This is a genomic window from Microbacterium sp. ProA8, assembly GCF_039905635.1.
GTDB lineage: Bacteria > Actinomycetota > Actinomycetes > Actinomycetales > Microbacteriaceae > Microbacterium > Microbacterium chionoecetis.
In genome coordinates this window covers 2,313,296-2,328,118 of the sequence record NZ_CP157000.1, presented here as the reverse complement: position 1 = coordinate 2,328,118, position 14,823 = coordinate 2,313,296, and the positions used below count along the sequence as shown (strand labels likewise).

Here is a 14,823-nt window from a genome sequence, read left to right as displayed (position 1 = left end):
TCGTGTTGTCAGTACTGGAACGGGAGGGTCCGCCAGTACACGAGTCGCAGGTGTGAGCATGGCCCGGGGGAGTCGCATGGGGTGTCGTCGTCCGCATGGTAGGGGATGCCTGTGGGGAAGACTTCGGCGGCGGGGGTGACAGTGTGGTGGCGCGTGTCCATACCCCTGGGAGGACGGTAAACGCTCCCCTGATACATCACCGCTTGGATCTTTGATTCCCGGTCTTCTCACCCCAGTCCGCGATGGCACCACCACCGGGACCATGGCTGGCGAGGAACGCCATGTGTACCCGGTAGCAGGCATCCCGCAACGTGACAGCCCACCCGATCACGGCACCGTGCCGCATCACCTTGTAACGCAGCTCGGTGCCGTTCATCACCCGACGCAGTTCGATACGCCCGTATTCGTTGCCGTCCGGATCAACCATCCGCCACACACCAGTCGGACCCTCAACGGCCGCTTCGATAGGGTGCCAGTCCGCCATGAAGTGAGACTACCCGCGCACCTTGGTATCGGCTGGTGGCGGTTTAGTGGCTGTTTTCAGGGCTTACCTGTGACAACCTGTGGCTACTTCCCCGTGAAATCACGGGAACCGGTAGAGGGAAGTAGGCCCAGGTAACCGCGACTGCATACCAGACTGCTTTGACGTCAGGTGAGTTGCTTGAGGGTCCGGACGTTGGCGAGGGTGCCGCCGATGACGTCGGCCATCTGTATGTGTGCTTCGGGGACGAGGTGCCCGTACACGTTCACGGTCGTCTGGATGGACTCATGCCCGAGGCGTGACTGGACGTAGGGGAGTGGTGTCCCTGCTGCGATGAGCCAGGAGGCGTGAGAGTGGCGCAAGTCGTGTGGGGTTGGCCGGCGCGTCAACGGCACAAGCCCCGCAGCCTCACACAGATCCACGTCCATCGCTTTCTCTACGGCAGGGTTCCATACCCGGTCACGGAACATCTGGTTGCTGATGCGACGGTGGAGGACACGGGTTGCGAACACGAGCTCGTTGGTTGCGCCCTTGTCACCCATCGCCGCAACCGCGTCAGGCTGGATACTGATCGTCCTGCGTGCCTTCGACGACTTCGGGTGCTTCAGGACGGGGGTGTTCGTCTCAGACTTCTTCCACGCCTTGTCGATACGGACCACAGCAGGGGTCACTCGAGCGTTTACGTCACCCCACGTGAGCGCGGTTGCTTCACCCCAACGGCATCCGGTGGATGCGAGGAACAACACGAACCCTTGGTAGTAGTCCTGGGTGAAGTAGAGGAGTGTGGTGAACTCCTCGGGCGACAGGAACACACCCTCCCGCTTTTGGCCTTTCGATAGCCGGGTCTTGTATGCGGGGTTGTCTTCACGGATCTTCTCTGACACTGCGGATGCGAGGACTGAGGAGAGGATGCCGTGATAGTTGCGGATCGTCTTCGCCGCCACAGCCCGCCCACCGCCACGTCGTGAGGGTTGCGCTTCCTGCCATGCGAGCCACCGTCCGACGTCGGCGCGTTGGATGGCGTCTACGGGGAAGTCTCCGAGGATGCGGAGGAAGCTGTTGTTCGCAGCCCGTTCGTATCCTTTCCTAGTGCCGGGTTCCACGCCCGTCAGGAGGCCGCTGGCAGGGTCGAGGTAGCGGGCGGTCCAGGTGCGGAGTGTTACCGCCGCAGATGTGCCCTCAGCGCGTCGTGTGAGCACATCCCTGGCAGCCTTCCCTCCCGCTGTGGTCACCAGTCGGGCGAACTCCGCGGCAGCCTTCTCGTTCTCGAAGGTCTCCTGTTTCACCCTGCCGTCGATGCGGAACTGCACCCGCCACGACACGGTGCCGTCACTGTTCCTGCGCGGCGACGGCTTAGGCATCTTGCAGCGCCCCGCACAGCGCGCAGATGACGGGCCCGTGGATCTTGTGGACCATGAAGTAGTCCACCCACACGTGGTCGCCTGCATGGGGGGAGGCGTTCAACACTCGTCGCTGGACTTCCCCTTCCGGGTCAAGCCAGCGCAGCGCACTCTCGGCTTCCTCGAAGTACGCCTTGTAGACGAGCGCGTCGAGGATGGCGTCGCGCATGTCGTTCACGCATGTGCAGTAGTCCGGGTAGCGGTCCGCGTGCTCACATCGCCAGGAGTGTGGGCTGGACCCGCCATCATCCAGGCCCTGCTCACGGATCATCAGCGTGATTACCTCTTCGGGCGTCTTCTCGTCGTGCGGTTCCCGCTTGCCGACATCGGTAGGCTGGTACATGTCGAACTCCTTGGTAGTTCGTCCATTGCCCCGGCCTGTCGCTAGCAGGTGCGGGGCTCTTTTTGTGGGTGGTACTCACCTACAGATTAACAGGAATGCAGTGCTGGATGTAGGCATGGAACGGAAAAACCCCCGAGATCCGCGGAATCTCGGGGGTTTTACTGGGGTGAGTAACGGGACTCGAACCCGCGACATCCGGCACCACAAGCCAGCGCTCTACCAACTGAGCTATACCCACCATGTCTCCCGCCTGAGCGGGCAACCCAACGATTCTCTCACACCTCTGGGGCAAACGACGACACGACGGCAGCCGCTGCGGCGCGCGCGCCGTCGCTCGTCGGACCGGGCTCGGGGACGAACACCGCCTGGCGGTAGTAGGCGAGCTCGCGAATCGACTCGACGATGTCCGCGAGGGCGCGGTGGCCGCCGTCCTTCGCCGGCGCGTGGATGTACGCGCGGGGGTACCAGCGACGTGCGAGCTCCTTGATGCTCGACACGTCGACGTTCCGGTAGTGCAGCCAGCGATCCACGCGCGGCATGTACTTCGCGAGGAACATCCGGTCGGTGCCGATGGTGTTGCCTGCGAGGGGCGCCTTGCCTTCGAGGGGAACGAAGCGCTGGATGTACTCGAGAACCTGGAACTCGGCATCCGCCAGGCTCACGCCGTGCGGGATCTCGTCCAGGAGGCCGGACGAGCGATGCATGTTGGTCACGAACTCGTTCATGTTCGCCATCGCCGAGTCGTCAGGCTTGATCACGACGTCGAAACCGGGGTCGAGCGCGCGCAGCTCGAAATCGGTCACCACGACGGCGATCTCCACCAACTCGTCGACGCCCAGATCGAGGCCCGTCATCTCGCAGTCGATCCACACCAGACGATCGTTCTCGGATGCACCCACCATGTGCTCCATCCTTGTCGCTAGTCCAGACATCCCATGGGCCTGAACCAGGGTTCCAGCTCCCACGCCGGTCCCGTAAGCCCCTCCGGGAGGATTCGAACCCCCGACCTTGCGGGTAGAAACCGCTCGCTCTGTCCCCTGAGCTACGGAGGGAAGGGTGATTCCACACTACCGGGTCGCGCCACGCGGTCGCGGACGCTGGCGCTTGCCGCGGGCGCGGCGTAGCGTCGGCATCGGAGGCATCGAAAGGAGTTCACCATGAGCACCGCACAGACGCACCACGCGCTCTGGGTCGCCTACGGCGAATCAGGCGTCGCCGGCAGCATCCGCAAGGACGATGACGGCTACACCGTCACGATGGCGGGGGCAGATCACGTCGCAGGGACGTACCCCACGATGGAGATCGCCAAGAGCGCGCTGCACTCGCGGATGGCGCCCGGAAGCGACTGGCCCCAGTTCCGCGAACACTGAGCGACCTCACGGGAGGGGCTCGTCCCCCCGTGCGGGCGCTTCACGCCGGCCGTTGAGAGACGGCCGGCGTTTTCTGGCGGGTGTCGAAGAGCGGCAGCGCGACGTGCACGAGCGGCCCGATCAGCACCGCGAAGAGCACCGTTCCGATGCCGACCGTACCGCCGAGCAGCCACCCCACCAGCAGCACCGACAGCTCGACCAGCGCACGGCAGAGCCAGATCGGCCAGCCCAGTCGTGCGTTCAGGCCGGTCATCAGGCCGTCACGAGGACCGGGACCGAAGCGCGCCCCGATATAGAGACCGGATGCGAGCGCGACGAGCAGGATGCCGCCCAGCAGCGTCGCCAGCTGCAGCACGAACCCCGTCACCGGCGGGACGACGCCGAGCGCGAGCTGCATGCTCGTACCGACGAGGAGGATGTTCGCGATGGTGCCGACACCCGGCTTCTGGCGCAGCGGGATCCACAGCAGCAGCACGAAGAAGCCGACGATGTTGGTGATCCAGCCGATGCCGATCCCGGTTCGCACAGAGAGCCCTTCGGCGAAGACGGTCCACGGGTCGACGCCGAGCCCCGCTTCGACTGTCAGGGCGCAGCCGGCTCCGTAGAGGAAGAGACCGACGAGCAGTTGGGTGATCCGGCGTGGCATGCCTCCATCCAATCTCATGATTGGCACGTCGCCTGCAGTCCAATACGACTACCATGGCTCCCATGGATTCGCGGATGTCGGCCCGCGCGCTGGCGCAATCGCTGGGTGGATGGCGCACGAGAGAGCCCGCGTACGAGGCTCTGGCCGACGGCATCCGTCTGCTGTGTCTGGACAACCGGCTCGCACCGCGGACGACACTGCCCGCCGAGAGAGAGCTGGCCGGCGCCCTGCAGGTGAGTCGCAGCACCGTCGCGGCGGCCTACCGCAGCCTCCGAGAGACCGCCCACATCGCGAGCCTCCGCGGATCCGGCAGCGTCACGCTGCCCCTCCGGCGCCGGGACCCCGGCCGGTTCGAGGCGATGGACGGCATGATCGATCTTCAGCAGGCCAGTCCGCCCGCCTGGCCGGGCCTCGCCGGGATCATGTCCGAGACGGCCGCGAACGCATCGGCGCTGGTCTCCCGGGTGGGCTACGACGTTCTCGGGCGCATCGAGCTTCGCGAGGCCATCGCGCGCCGGTACACCGAACGGGGCGTTCCGACGCATCCGGACGAGGTGCTCGTGACGACCGGTGCGCAGAGCGCGATCCATCTCGTGTCGTCGGTGCTGATCGGTCGCGGTGACCGCGTCCTCGTGGAGACGCCCACCTACCCGCACGCTGCCGACGCGCTGCGCCGCGCCGGCGCGCGGCTCGTCGGCGTCCCCGTGACGACGGATGACGGGTGGGACGTCGACCGCGCCGAGCAGGCTTTCGCGCGCACACTGCCCGTGATGGCGTACCTCATGCCCGACTTCCAGAATCCGACCGGACGCAGCATGACGGCGCACGAACGGCAGGCTCTGCTCGCTGCGGGGGAGCGCTCAGGCTCGGTGCTGGTGCTGGACGAGACGACAGCGGATCTCGACATCGACCGCGGCGGGCTCGCGCCGGGGTTCGAGTCAGCGGAACCCGGGACAGTGGTGCGGATCGGCTCGCTGGGCAAGACCGTGTGGGGAGGGCTGCGCCTCGGCTGGGTGCGCGCCGACGGCGAACTGATCGGCCGACTGGTGGCGGCCCGGCCCGCACACGACCTCGGAACACCGGAGTTCGAGCAGGCCATCGCCACCCGCCTTCTCGCCCACTTCGACGAGATCGTGCTGCAGCGCTCGCAACTGCTGCGCGCGGGACGCGACGCGCTGGTGGACACGCTGCGGTCGGTGGTGCCGTCGTGGGACATCCCGGTCGTGCACGGGGGAGTCTCGTTGTGGATCGAGCTGGGCTCGCCCCTCAGCTCCGCCCTCGTCATGGAGGCGCGATCACACGGGCTCCTGCTGAGCGCCGGGCCGCGGTTCTCGGTGGAGGGCGGACACGAACGCCACCTGCGAGTGCCGTTCACCGCGCCGCCGGAAGAGATGGTGCGCGCCGCGAGCGTGCTCGGCGAAGTCTGGGCGTCGGTGCAGGCGGGTGCGCCGTCTGCGCTCGTGGAGCGGGTCGGCTCCGTCATCTGATCGGCCGGGCGCGGCTCGGCTCAGCGTGCGAACCTCAGGCATTCGACCGCCTCGTCGGCGCTCCAGAACTCGCCGATGTCGCGGAATGCCTGAGACGGCCTGTGGAAGCGGCGTGCCCGGAAGCGGGTGCCGCGGGCATGAGCCACCTGCTGCAGATGGCCGATGACGATGCCGGCGGAGTCCAGCACGCGCCAGAGCGAAGGTGCGGCGGCGACGAGGCGCACGCGCGGGTGCGAGGTGAGTGTCGGCGTGTCGGACGATCGAGCTTCGATGACGGTGGTCATGGTTCCTCCTTCCATTCGAACATAACTACGGGCTCCGACATCGTTTCCGTGTGCGGGTTACGGCGATTCCTCCCCAGGTGCCGGTTCGCGCGAACTGTCCCCAGATCGCCGGCGATTCGAACCGGGCATCGCGTCCTCGCGCCAGGCTGAACCCACTGCCGGCGTCCTCGGGCACGGGGCGCCGGCGGTACCACCGGGGAAGGTCCCCGGGACGACAGATGGGACACGACATGAGCGACAGAGGCGACACGATCACGATCACGGGCAACGTGGCCACACCTCCGGAGTTGAAGCGGACGTCGAGCGGCGTGGCGATCACCACGTTCCGCGTCGCGAGCGGCCAGCGGCGCTACGACCGCGAGGCGGGGGCATGGTCCGACGCGGGCACGAACTGGTACACGGTGTCGGCCTTCCGCACGCTGGCCGATCACGCGTACCGCTCGCTGCAGAAGGGCGATCGCGTCATCCTGACCGGTCGCCTGCGTCTGCGCGAATGGGACAACGGCACCCGTCGGGGGACCGCGATCGAGATCGACGCCGAGGCGATCGGGCACGACCTCCTGTGGGGGACGACCACGTTCATGAAGGACTCGCCCGGCGCGGTGGCCGATGGTGCGGACCACGCCGCACAGGGATCACGCGACGACGCATGGGCGGCTCCCGGCGTCGATGCTTCTCCGTCGGGCACCGAGGGCGGAAGCACCGAGGGGCACCCCGAGCCGCTCCTCGTCGGCGCAGGCTCCGGAGCATCCTCATCGACGGACGGCGGCGAGACGCCGTTCTGAGCGTTCAGCCTGCGCGGGGCCGGCGGCCCTAAACTTCCCCCGTGGCCCGAGACCTCCCGCCCCGCGCTCGCTCCGAAGCCGGGCAGCGTCGTGCCCTACGGGCGCTCGCGGCGATCGTGCTCGCCGGCGCGCTGACGGCATGCACCCCCGAGACCACCCCTGCCGCGACGCCGTCACCGACGATCACGTCGACGCCCGAGCCGTCGGGCGCTGCCCCGACGCCGGCATCCGAGCCGGTCCTCGTGCCCGATGGCACGGCGGCGGACAACCTGCCCCTGTTCACGTCGGTGACCGCCGCTGTGTGGGAGTCATCCGGGCGAGCGGCCGGCCGTGCGTATGTGGACGCCCTGACGGCTGCCGGGTTCGACAAGGCCGCGATGCAGGTGACGAACGATCAGACGACGGTCGGCAACCCGGCCGAGAGCATCCAGTTCGCCGTGCGCTGGGGCGACGAGTGCCTCATCGGCCAGGTCGGCCCGGCGACCGGGAATCCCGTCACTGTCGTGATGCCGGTACTGGCCGAGGGCACCTGCCTCGTCGGCGAGACGCGACCGATCGACTGGTGAGCCGCTGCCGTCCGACCGTCCAGGTGCCGCGGCCGCCGGGTCGCACCGTGGAGTCCGTCCGCCACGGGGCCGGTAGGCTGAGACGCTGACGTCCGAAGTCCGAGGAGAGCAGAAACCCGCATGGCTGAGTACATCTACTCCATGGTCCGAGCCCGCAAGGCCGTCGGCGACAAGCTGATCCTGGATGACGTGACGATGGCGTTCCTTCCGGGCGCCAAGATCGGCATGGTCGGCCCGAACGGCGCCGGCAAGTCGACGATCCTGAAGATCATGGCCGGCCTCGACGCGCCGTCCAACGGTGAGGCGAAGCTGAGCCCCGGATTCAGCGTCGGCATCCTGATGCAGGAGCCCGAGCTCGACGAGACCAAGACCGTGCTGGAGAACATCCAGGACGGCATCGCGATCAAGGCGAAGGTCGATCGCTTCAACGAGATCTCCGGCCTCATGGCCGATCCCGACGCGGACTTCGACGCACTCCTCGCCGAGATGGGCGTGCTGCAGGAGGAGATCGACGCCGCCGACGCGTGGGACCTCGACTCCCAGCTCGAGCAGGCCATGGATGCGCTGCGCACCCCGCCGGGTGACGCCGAGATCGGCCCGCTCTCCGGCGGTGAGAAGCGCCGTGTCGCGCTCACGAAGCTGCTGCTGCAGAAGCCCGACCTGCTGCTGCTCGACGAGCCCACGAACCACCTCGACGCCGAGAGCGTGCTCTGGCTCGAGCAGCATCTGCAGAAGTACCCCGGCGCCGTGATCGCGATCACCCACGACCGGTACTTCCTCGACAACGTCGCCGAGTGGATCGCCGAAGTCGACCGCGGCCGTCTGATCGGGTACGAGGGCAACTACTCGACCTACCTCGAGAAGAAGGGCGAGCGTCTCGCGATCCAGGGCAAGAAGGACGCGAAGCTCGCCAAGCGTCTCGCCGAGGAACTGGACTGGGTGCGCTCGAACGCGAAGGGTCGCCAGGCCAAGTCCAAGTCGCGCCTGGCCCGCTACGAGGAGATGGCGGCCGAGGCCGACCGCACCCGCAAGCTCGACTTCGAGGAGATCACGATCCCGCCGGGGCCGCGCCTGGGCAGCATCGTCATCGAGGCGAAGAAGCTCCAGAAGGGCTTCGACGGCCGCTCGCTCATCGACGGCCTGAGCTTCAGCCTGCCGCCGAACGGCATCGTGGGCGTCATCGGCCCGAACGGCGTCGGAAAGACGACGCTCTTCAAGACGATCGTCGGCCTCGAGCCGCTCGATGGCGGAGATCTCAAGATCGGCGAGACCGTCAAGATCAGCTACGTCGACCAGTCGCGCTCGAACATCGACCCGAACAAGACGCTCTGGGAGGTCGTGTCGGACGGGCTCGACATCATCACGGTCGGCAAGACCGAGATCCCCTCGCGCGCCTACGTGTCCAAGTTCGGCTTCAAGGGACCCGACCAGCAGAAGAAGGCGGGCGTGCTGTCCGGCGGTGAGCGCAACCGCCTCAACCTCGCGCTGACCCTCAAGGAGGGCGGAAACCTGCTGCTCCTCGACGAGCCGACCAACGACCTGGACGTGGAGACGCTGCAGTCCCTCGAGAACGCCCTGCTCGAGTTCCCGGGCTGCGCGGTGGTCATCACGCACGACCGATGGTTCCTCGACCGCATCGCGACCCACATCCTCGCCTACGAGGGCACCGACGAGGACCCCGACAAGTGGTACTGGTTCGAGGGGAACTTCGAGGCCTACGAGGCCAACAAGATCGAGCGTCTCGGCGCCGACGCGGCCCGCCCGCACCGCACCGCCTACCGCAAGCTCACGCGTGACTGACACCGGCGACACGACGGCCGCACCCGCCGCGAGCGGCCGCCGCCTGCACGTCCCGATCCACCTGCGGTGGGGCGATCTCGACGCTCTCGGGCACGTCAACAACACCTCGATGCTCAAGCTGCTCGAAGAGGCGCGCCTGCGCGCCTTCTGGCGACCGGAAGACGGGACGGATGCCGCGGCCACCGCGGTCTTCGACATGTCGGTCCTCGAGGGCGGCGGCTCGCGGGCGACGCTCGTCGCACGGCAGGAGATCGAGTACCTGCGCCCGGTGCCCTACGGGCAGCGGCCGCTGGACGTGCAGCTGTGGGTCGGCCGCATCGGCGGCTCGAGCGTGGAGGTCTGCTACGAGGTGTTCAGCCCCGCGGGGGAGCAGGCGCAGGTCCTGTACGCCCGCGCCTCGGCCGTCGTCGTCCTGGTGGACACCGCCAGCGGCCGGCCGACGCGATGGGGAGCGGCCGAGCGGGAGGCGTGGGCGCCGTTCGTCGGCGAGCCCATCGTGTACGCGAAGCGCCGCTGACCGTCAGTCCCGGCGCTCCGGGGCGTCGGGCACCCGCACCATGATCTCCTGCGCGACGCTCGCGAGGAGGGTGCCGTCCGCGGCGTAGATGCGCCCGGTCGCGAGTCCCCGGCCGCCTCGGGCGCTCGGCGACTCCTGGACGTACAGCATCCACTCGTCCACCCGGCCGAAGCGGTGCCACCACATGGCATGATCCAGACTGGCCACCTTGAGCCCGGGCGTGGCCCACGAGACGCCGTGCGCCCGCAGGATCGACTCCTGGATCGTCAGGTCGCTCAGGTAGGCGAGGACGGCGCGGTGCACCGCGGGGGTGTCGGGGATCGGCCGTCGGATCCGCATCCACACCGCCTGACGCGGAACCTGCTCGGCTCCCGCCGTGACGTAGATCGGCGAGGGGATATGACGCAGGTCGACCGGCCGATCGGTGAACAGCCGCTTCGACATCGGATGCAGGCCGCGCAGCTGCGACTCGATGTCGGGAAGCTCGTCCGGACCGGGCAGCCCTTCGGGCATCGGCTCCTGGTGGTCGAGACCAGGGTCCTCGTCCTGGAAGGAGGCGATCATCGAGAAGATCGGCACACCCTCCTGGTAGGCCTGCGTGCGCCGGGTCGAGAAGGACCGCCCGTCGTGGATGCGGTCGACCGAGAAGGTGATGCCCTTGGTGGAGTCGCCCGGTCGGAGGAAGTAGCCGTGCATCGAGTGCACGATCCGCTCGTCCGGGATCGTGCGCGACGCGGCGACGATCGACTGCGCCAGCACCTGGCCGCCGTAGACCCGGCCGAGCGGCATGGACTGCGAGGCCCCGGTGAAGATGTCTTCGGTGGTGCGCGCATCCGAGGCGCTGAGATCGATCACCGACAGCATCGACGCGACCGGATCGGTCTCGGGCGCCGCCTCGGCGTTCGGCTCGGCATCCACGGGTGCTCCTCTCCGGGGCGGCGGCCGCCCGCAGGTCCGCTTGGTAGCTTAGAGGGCCATGTCCCCGCGCCTGTTGCTCGCCGATCCCGATTCCGCCGCCGACGCCCTCACCTTCGCCGGACGCGCCGCGCGCTTCACCGTGGAGGGGGTGCGGCTGCAGGCTTCCGCCGGCGTGCTGGCCATGACGGCGGCCCCTCTCGCCCCGCGCGGCTTCGGCGATCCGACGCCCACCGTGCTGGCTCTGCGCACACTCGCGGCCGACCCCGAACTGGTGTGCGATCTGGTGGTCGAGGCATCCGCTCTCGCCGCCGCTCCTGACGACCCACGCGCGCTCTCGCTGCCCGAGACCGCGCTGTCGCCGGCCTGGGCCGGCATCACCCCGCCGCGCGCCGGATGGGACGCCCGGCCCGGCATCGATGCGTCGACCCTGGCGGCGAAGGCGCAGGGCGGCATCGCGCGCGTCGCGGACGCGGTGCCGACGGATGCCGGTGAAGACGTCGTGCGCACCGTGCGCGCCGCGGTGTGGGGCGCACCGGACGACGACCTCGGCGGTCTGCCGCTCGGCGTCGCCTTCGCGGCGCTCAGCCTCGGGTTCATCAGCGGCGGTGAGACCGCCCGCGTGTTCGGAAGCGGGCCGTGGACCCGTGTGAGCCTCACTCGCGGGCACGTGCTCGTCCGGGGGCCGGTGGCGACCGGGCTCACGCCGGTGCGCCGGACGGGTTCCTCAGCGGCCTGACGCCGTCGTGATCGGCGACCCGCTCCGGGGTCGAGGTCACACCGCGGCGGCCGCCGCGCGCCCGGCCACACGCCCCGAGAAGAGGCATCCGCCGAGGAACGTCCCCTCCAGCGCGCGATAGCCGTGCACACCGCCGCCGCCGAACCCGCTCGCCTCACCTGCGGCATACAGCCCGGGGACGGGCTCGCCCCCGGCGCCGAGCGCGCGGGCGGAGAGGTCGGTCTCGATGCCGCCCAAGGACTTGCGCGTCAGCACGTGCAGCTTCACCGCGATGAGCGGTCCGGACTTCGGGTCGAGGATCCGGTGCGGCGTCGCGGTGCGGATGAGTCGATCGCCGCGGAAGGCGCGCGCCGATCGCAGCATGGCGATCTGGGCGTCCTTGGTGAAGTCGTTGTCCATCTCGCGGTCGCGCGCTTCGACCTCGAACCGCACGCGATCGCCGTCGAGCGCATCGCCGCCGGGAAGCGCCTGCATCCCCGCGATCAGCTCGTCGAGGGTGTTGCGGACGACGAAGTCGGCGCCGTGGTCCATGAAGGCCTGCACCGGTCCGGAAGCGCCCTTGCCCAGGCGCGACTTGGCGAGCAGACGCACGTCCTTGCCGGTCAGATCGGGGTTCTGCTCGCTGCCCGAGAGGGTGAACTCCTTCTCGATGATCTGCTGTGACAGCACGAACCAGGAGTGGTCGTACCCGGTGGCGCGCAGGTGCGCCAGCGTTCCGAGCGTGTCGAAGCCGGGGAAGAGGGGCACCGGCAGGCGGTTGCCGGTCGCATCGAGCCAGACCGACGACGGGCCGGGGAGGATCCGGATGCCGTGATCCGGCCACACCGGATCCCAGTTCTGGATGCCCTCGACGTAGTGCCACATGCGATCGCCGTTGATGAGGCGGGCGCCCGCCGCCTCGCTGACCGGCTGCAGCGAGCCGTCGACGTAGGCAGGGACTCCCGTGACCATGGTCTCCGGTGGCGTGCCGAGCCGCTCCGGCCACCAGCGTCGGACGAGGTCATGATTGCCGCCGATGCCGCCGGACGACACGATCGTCGCGCCCGCGGCGATCGCGAACGCGTCGACGACCTCGCGAGAGCTCGCGACACCCCGGGCGGCTCCGGAGGGCGCGAGCACGTCGCCTTCTGCACCGGTGACGGCGCCGTTCTCGACGGTCAGCGACGTGACGCGGTGGCGCGGCAGGATCGTCACGCGCCCGTCGGCCTCACCCGCCTCGACAGCCGCCTGGAAGGGGGCGACGACGCCCGGCCCGGTGCCCCAGGTGACATGGAACCGCGGCACGGAGTTCCCCGGTCCCGTGGCCGAGTAGCCCCCGCGCTCGGCCCATCCCACGATCGGGAAGAAGCCGACACCCTTCTCGCGCAGCCACGCACGCTTCTCCTCGTGTGCGAACTGCAGGTACGCCTCGGCCCAGCGCCGGGGCCAGAGGTCCTCGTCGCGGTCGAATCCGGCGTTGCCCAGCCAGTCCTGACGCGCCAGCTCGAGTGAGTCGTGAATGCCGAGCCGCCGCTGCTCAGGCGAATCGATGAAGAAGAGGCCACCGAACGACCACCACGCCTGACCCCCGAGATTCGACCGCGGCTCCTGGTCGACGACCGTGACCCGTTTACCGGCGGCCACGGCCTCCGCCGTGGCGACGAGACCGGCGAGGCCCCATCCGATGACGAGGACGTCGGTCTGGTGGGTGGCGAGGGGCATGTCGACTCCTTCGTCGGCGGTCGGGGTGGGGAGAGCGGGTGGTCAGGCGGTCGGGCCGGGCGACGAGGGTGGTGCAGCTGTCATGGGAAGACCGCCGGCGCCGCGGGGACCCGCGGCGGGGCCGATTCCCGAGGGCTCGAAGGTGTTCACCATCGCGAACGCGGCGCGCTGCAGGTAGTCCCAGAGTGTCACCTCGTGAAGCGGTGGCAGGTGCAGCTCGTCGACGGCGACGCGCATGTGGGCGAGCCAGCGGTCGCGTGCATCCGGGTCGACGTGGAAGCCCGCGTGACGCATCCGCAGGCGCGGGTGGCCGCGCTCCTGGCCGTACGTCGTCGGTCCGCCCCAGTACTGCTCGAGGAAGAGGGTGAGGCGCTCCTTGGCCGGGCCGAGATCCTCCTCGGGATACATCGGCCGCAGCACCTCGTCGTCAGCGACGCCTCGGTAGAAGGCGTCGACGAGCCGCACGAACGTCTCGTGCCCGCCGATCTCGTCGTAGAAGCTCAGCGGCGCCGCGGGCGGATCCACGCGGCCGGAATCTCGGTGAGCCGCGTCAGCGGGGGGTGGCGGGGTGCTGGGGACGGTCATGGCGTTCCTCCGGGAGTCGTGCCCGGCTCATCGCCGGTCGCCGGCGACGAGGGCTTCTTGCTGGTGCGCTTGGGCTTCCAGACGGGGCGTTCGGTGGTGGACGCGACGGGCGTGGGCTTCGTCTTCGGGGGGTTGGCGCCTCGGACGCGCTGAGCGCCCTCGAGCCCTGTCGGCATGACGGCGGTGAGCGCGGGGAGGGTGATGCCCATGTCGTCGATCGTGTGCTTCAGGCGGACGCGCAGCTCGCGGGCGACGTCGTCCTTCGCGTTGGCGCGCGTCTTCATGACGAGACGGATGACGAGCGCGTCGCCCGAGATCGACTCGAGGCCCCAGACCTCGGGCTGTTCGAGGATGCGCGTGCGCCACTTGGGGTCTTTCGCCAGCTCCTTGGCGGTGTCGAGCATCGCCTTCTCGACCTCGGCGATGTCGGAGTCGGCGGCCACCGACAGATCGAGGATCACGCGCGACCAGCCCTGCGAGAGATTGCCGATGCGGGTGATCTCGCCGTTGCGGACGTACCAGAGGGTGCCGTTCACGTCGCGGACGTGCGTCACGCGCACGCTCACGTACTCGACGATGCCCGTGGCGAGGCCGAGGTCGACGACGTCGCCGATCCCGACCTGGTCTTCGGCGACGATGAAGATGCCGTTGAGCACGTCCTTCACGATGTTCTGCGCGCCGAAGCCGAGACCGGCGCCGATGGCGGCGGTGAGGAGCGTCAGCGACCCGAGAGCGGTGGGAGCGAGGACGTTCAGGATGAGCAGGAGCGCGATGATGACGATCGAGACGTTGACGATGTTGCCGAGGATCGAGCCCAGCGTGCGCGTGCGCTGCACGAGCCGCACCGACGCGAGGGGCGACCGCTCCAGCGCCTGCGTGTCGTCGACGTTCGCCTTGTTCTTCGCGCCGTTGACGATGCGGTTCACCACGCGGTGGATGACGAGGCGCAGGATCCACGTGACCACCAGCGCGCCCACGATGATGCTGAAGACCGTCAGCAGGTTCCATCCCGCGGCGGCGAAGAACGAGCCGACGCCCTGCCAGAATTCCGGCGCGGTGATATCGACGGACTCTTCGGGGGGCGGCGTGGTCGTGTCGAAGGGGATCATCGTGTCGATCCTAATGAGGGACGCCCGAGCATCGGCCGAGTGGTGGGTGCCGCGGCCGGCGAGACACGGCGGGGCGTGCGGCTTCGCGGCATCAG

The 14,823-nt window shown here is 68.8% G+C and carries 17 protein-coding genes and 2 tRNA genes; 7 read left to right on the top strand and 12 right to left on the bottom strand.

What is annotated here, in order from left to right:
- Positions 1-196: 196 nt before the first annotated feature.
- The 6 genes from ABG085_RS10260 to ABG085_RS10235 form a co-directional block, all read right to left on the bottom strand.
- Positions 197-484, bottom strand: a complete 288-nt coding sequence (locus ABG085_RS10260; protein ID WP_347975643.1) for a hypothetical protein — start codon at positions 482-484, stop codon at positions 197-199.
- A gap of 164 nt (positions 485-648) precedes the next feature.
- Entirely contained in the window at positions 649-1,791 is a 1,143-nt protein-coding gene (locus ABG085_RS10255; protein WP_347975642.1) for a site-specific integrase, read from the bottom strand.
- Positions 1,792-1,834: 43 nt separating this feature from the next.
- Positions 1,835-2,224, bottom strand: coding sequence for a hypothetical protein (locus tag ABG085_RS10250; RefSeq protein WP_347975641.1), 390 nt, complete (start codon positions 2,222-2,224; stop codon positions 1,835-1,837).
- Positions 2,225-2,386: 162 nt separating this feature from the next.
- Positions 2,387-2,462, bottom strand: a tRNA-His gene (locus ABG085_RS10245).
- A 37-nt stretch (positions 2,463-2,499) separates the two neighbouring features.
- Entirely contained in the window at positions 2,500-3,126 is a 627-nt protein-coding gene (gene orn, locus ABG085_RS10240; protein ID WP_347975640.1) for an oligoribonuclease, read from the bottom strand.
- 77 nt (positions 3,127-3,203) lie between these two features.
- Positions 3,204-3,276: transfer RNA gene (locus tag ABG085_RS10235), tRNA-Arg, on the bottom strand.
- 105 nt (positions 3,277-3,381) lie between these two features.
- On the opposite strand from ABG085_RS10235, the gene ABG085_RS10230 reads away from it, so the two are divergent.
- Positions 3,382-3,594 (top strand): methyltransferase, encoded by a 213-nt coding sequence (locus tag ABG085_RS10230; RefSeq protein ID WP_347975639.1) that lies wholly within the window; start codon positions 3,382-3,384, stop codon positions 3,592-3,594.
- A gap of 40 nt (positions 3,595-3,634) precedes the next feature.
- Here the strand turns inward: ABG085_RS10230 and ABG085_RS10225 are convergent, their stop codons facing one another.
- The gene (locus tag ABG085_RS10225) at positions 3,635-4,240 is read right to left on the bottom strand and encodes a hypothetical protein (protein ID WP_347975638.1); all 606 of its coding nucleotides are present in this window, start codon (positions 4,238-4,240) and stop codon (positions 3,635-3,637) included.
- A 62-nt stretch (positions 4,241-4,302) separates the two neighbouring features.
- Between ABG085_RS10225 and ABG085_RS10220 the strand changes: the two genes are divergently transcribed.
- Positions 4,303-5,727 (top strand): PLP-dependent aminotransferase family protein, encoded by a 1,425-nt coding sequence (locus tag ABG085_RS10220; RefSeq protein ID WP_347975637.1) that lies wholly within the window; start codon positions 4,303-4,305, stop codon positions 5,725-5,727.
- Positions 5,728-5,747: 20 nt separating this feature from the next.
- Here the strand turns inward: ABG085_RS10220 and ABG085_RS10215 are convergent, their stop codons facing one another.
- Positions 5,748-6,011 carry a hypothetical protein gene (locus tag ABG085_RS10215; protein ID WP_347975636.1) on the bottom strand — a complete coding sequence of 88 codons (264 nt, stop codon included), beginning with the start codon at positions 6,009-6,011 and terminating at the stop codon, positions 5,748-5,750.
- Between the two features lie 230 nt (positions 6,012-6,241).
- Between ABG085_RS10215 and ssb the strand changes: the two genes are divergently transcribed.
- The 4 genes from ssb (at position 6,242) to ABG085_RS10195 (ending at position 9,679) form a co-directional block, all read left to right on the top strand.
- The gene (ssb, locus tag ABG085_RS10210) at positions 6,242-6,796 is read left to right on the top strand and encodes a single-stranded DNA-binding protein (RefSeq protein ID WP_347975635.1); all 555 of its coding nucleotides are present in this window, start codon (positions 6,242-6,244) and stop codon (positions 6,794-6,796) included.
- 41 nt (positions 6,797-6,837) lie between these two features.
- Positions 6,838-7,362: a hypothetical protein gene (locus tag ABG085_RS10205; protein WP_347975634.1), complete on the top strand. Its 525-nt coding sequence runs from the start codon at positions 6,838-6,840 to the stop codon at positions 7,360-7,362.
- A 120-nt stretch (positions 7,363-7,482) separates the two neighbouring features.
- A complete protein-coding gene (gene ettA / locus ABG085_RS10200; RefSeq protein ID WP_347975633.1) occupies positions 7,483-9,162 on the top strand; it encodes an energy-dependent translational throttle protein EttA in 1,680 nt (559 codons plus the stop codon).
- Complete coding sequence (locus tag ABG085_RS10195; protein WP_347975632.1) at positions 9,155-9,679, top strand: thioesterase family protein; 525 nt, start codon at positions 9,155-9,157, stop codon at positions 9,677-9,679. The genes ettA and ABG085_RS10195 overlap by 8 nt, the downstream gene beginning before the upstream one ends.
- Before the next feature lie 3 nt (positions 9,680-9,682).
- Here ABG085_RS10195 and ABG085_RS10190 read toward each other — a convergent pair whose 3' ends face one another.
- Positions 9,683-10,543: an acyl-CoA thioesterase II gene (locus ABG085_RS10190; protein ID WP_347979168.1), complete on the bottom strand. Its 861-nt coding sequence runs from the start codon at positions 10,541-10,543 to the stop codon at positions 9,683-9,685.
- Positions 10,544-10,655: 112 nt separating this feature from the next.
- On the opposite strand from ABG085_RS10190, the gene ABG085_RS10185 reads away from it, so the two are divergent.
- The gene (locus ABG085_RS10185) at positions 10,656-11,333 is read left to right on the top strand and encodes a hypothetical protein (RefSeq protein ID WP_347975631.1); all 678 of its coding nucleotides are present in this window, start codon (positions 10,656-10,658) and stop codon (positions 11,331-11,333) included.
- Between the two features lie 36 nt (positions 11,334-11,369).
- Here ABG085_RS10185 and ABG085_RS10180 read toward each other — a convergent pair whose 3' ends face one another.
- The 3 genes from ABG085_RS10180 to ABG085_RS10170 are packed head-to-tail and all read right to left on the bottom strand — an operon-like array spanning position 11,370 to position 14,728.
- On the bottom strand, positions 11,370-13,034 hold the full coding sequence (locus ABG085_RS10180; RefSeq protein WP_347975630.1) for an FAD-binding dehydrogenase: 1,665 nt from the start codon (positions 13,032-13,034) through the stop codon (positions 11,370-11,372).
- 42 nt (positions 13,035-13,076) lie between these two features.
- Positions 13,077-13,559 (bottom strand): globin, encoded by a 483-nt coding sequence (locus ABG085_RS10175; protein WP_347979167.1) that lies wholly within the window; start codon positions 13,557-13,559, stop codon positions 13,077-13,079.
- Positions 13,560-13,615: 56 nt separating this feature from the next.
- Complete coding sequence (locus ABG085_RS10170) at positions 13,616-14,728, bottom strand: mechanosensitive ion channel domain-containing protein (protein WP_347975629.1); 1,113 nt, start codon at positions 14,726-14,728, stop codon at positions 13,616-13,618.
- Between the last annotated feature and the right edge of the window lie 95 nt (positions 14,729-14,823).

Excerpts from the sequence above, each read along its gene's own strand:
- ABG085_RS10260 (WP_347975643.1), bottom strand. The coding sequence starts at position 484 with ATGGCGGACTGGCACCCTATCGAAGCGGCCGTTGAGGGTCCGACTGGT.
- ABG085_RS10250 (WP_347975641.1), bottom strand. The coding sequence starts at position 2,224 with ATGTACCAGCCTACCGATGTCGGCAAGCGGGAACCGCACGACGAGAAG.
- orn (WP_347975640.1), bottom strand. The coding sequence starts at position 3,126 with ATGGTGGGTGCATCCGAGAACGATCGTCTGGTGTGGATCGACTGCGAG.
- ABG085_RS10230 (WP_347975639.1), top strand. The coding sequence starts at position 3,382 with ATGAGCACCGCACAGACGCACCACGCGCTCTGGGTCGCCTACGGCGAA.
- ABG085_RS10225 (WP_347975638.1), bottom strand. The coding sequence starts at position 4,240 with ATGCCACGCCGGATCACCCAACTGCTCGTCGGTCTCTTCCTCTACGGA.
- ABG085_RS10220 (WP_347975637.1), top strand. The coding sequence starts at position 4,303 with ATGGATTCGCGGATGTCGGCCCGCGCGCTGGCGCAATCGCTGGGTGGA.
- ABG085_RS10215 (WP_347975636.1), bottom strand. The coding sequence starts at position 6,011 with ATGACCACCGTCATCGAAGCTCGATCGTCCGACACGCCGACACTCACC.
- ssb (WP_347975635.1), top strand. The coding sequence starts at position 6,242 with ATGAGCGACAGAGGCGACACGATCACGATCACGGGCAACGTGGCCACA.
- ettA (WP_347975633.1), top strand. The coding sequence starts at position 7,483 with ATGGCTGAGTACATCTACTCCATGGTCCGAGCCCGCAAGGCCGTCGGC.
- ABG085_RS10190 (WP_347979168.1), bottom strand. The coding sequence starts at position 10,543 with ATGCTGTCGGTGATCGATCTCAGCGCCTCGGATGCGCGCACCACCGAA.
- ABG085_RS10185 (WP_347975631.1), top strand. The coding sequence starts at position 10,656 with ATGTCCCCGCGCCTGTTGCTCGCCGATCCCGATTCCGCCGCCGACGCC.
- ABG085_RS10180 (WP_347975630.1), bottom strand. The coding sequence starts at position 13,034 with ATGCCCCTCGCCACCCACCAGACCGACGTCCTCGTCATCGGATGGGGC.
- ABG085_RS10170 (WP_347975629.1), bottom strand. The coding sequence starts at position 14,728 with ATGATCCCCTTCGACACGACCACGCCGCCCCCCGAAGAGTCCGTCGAT.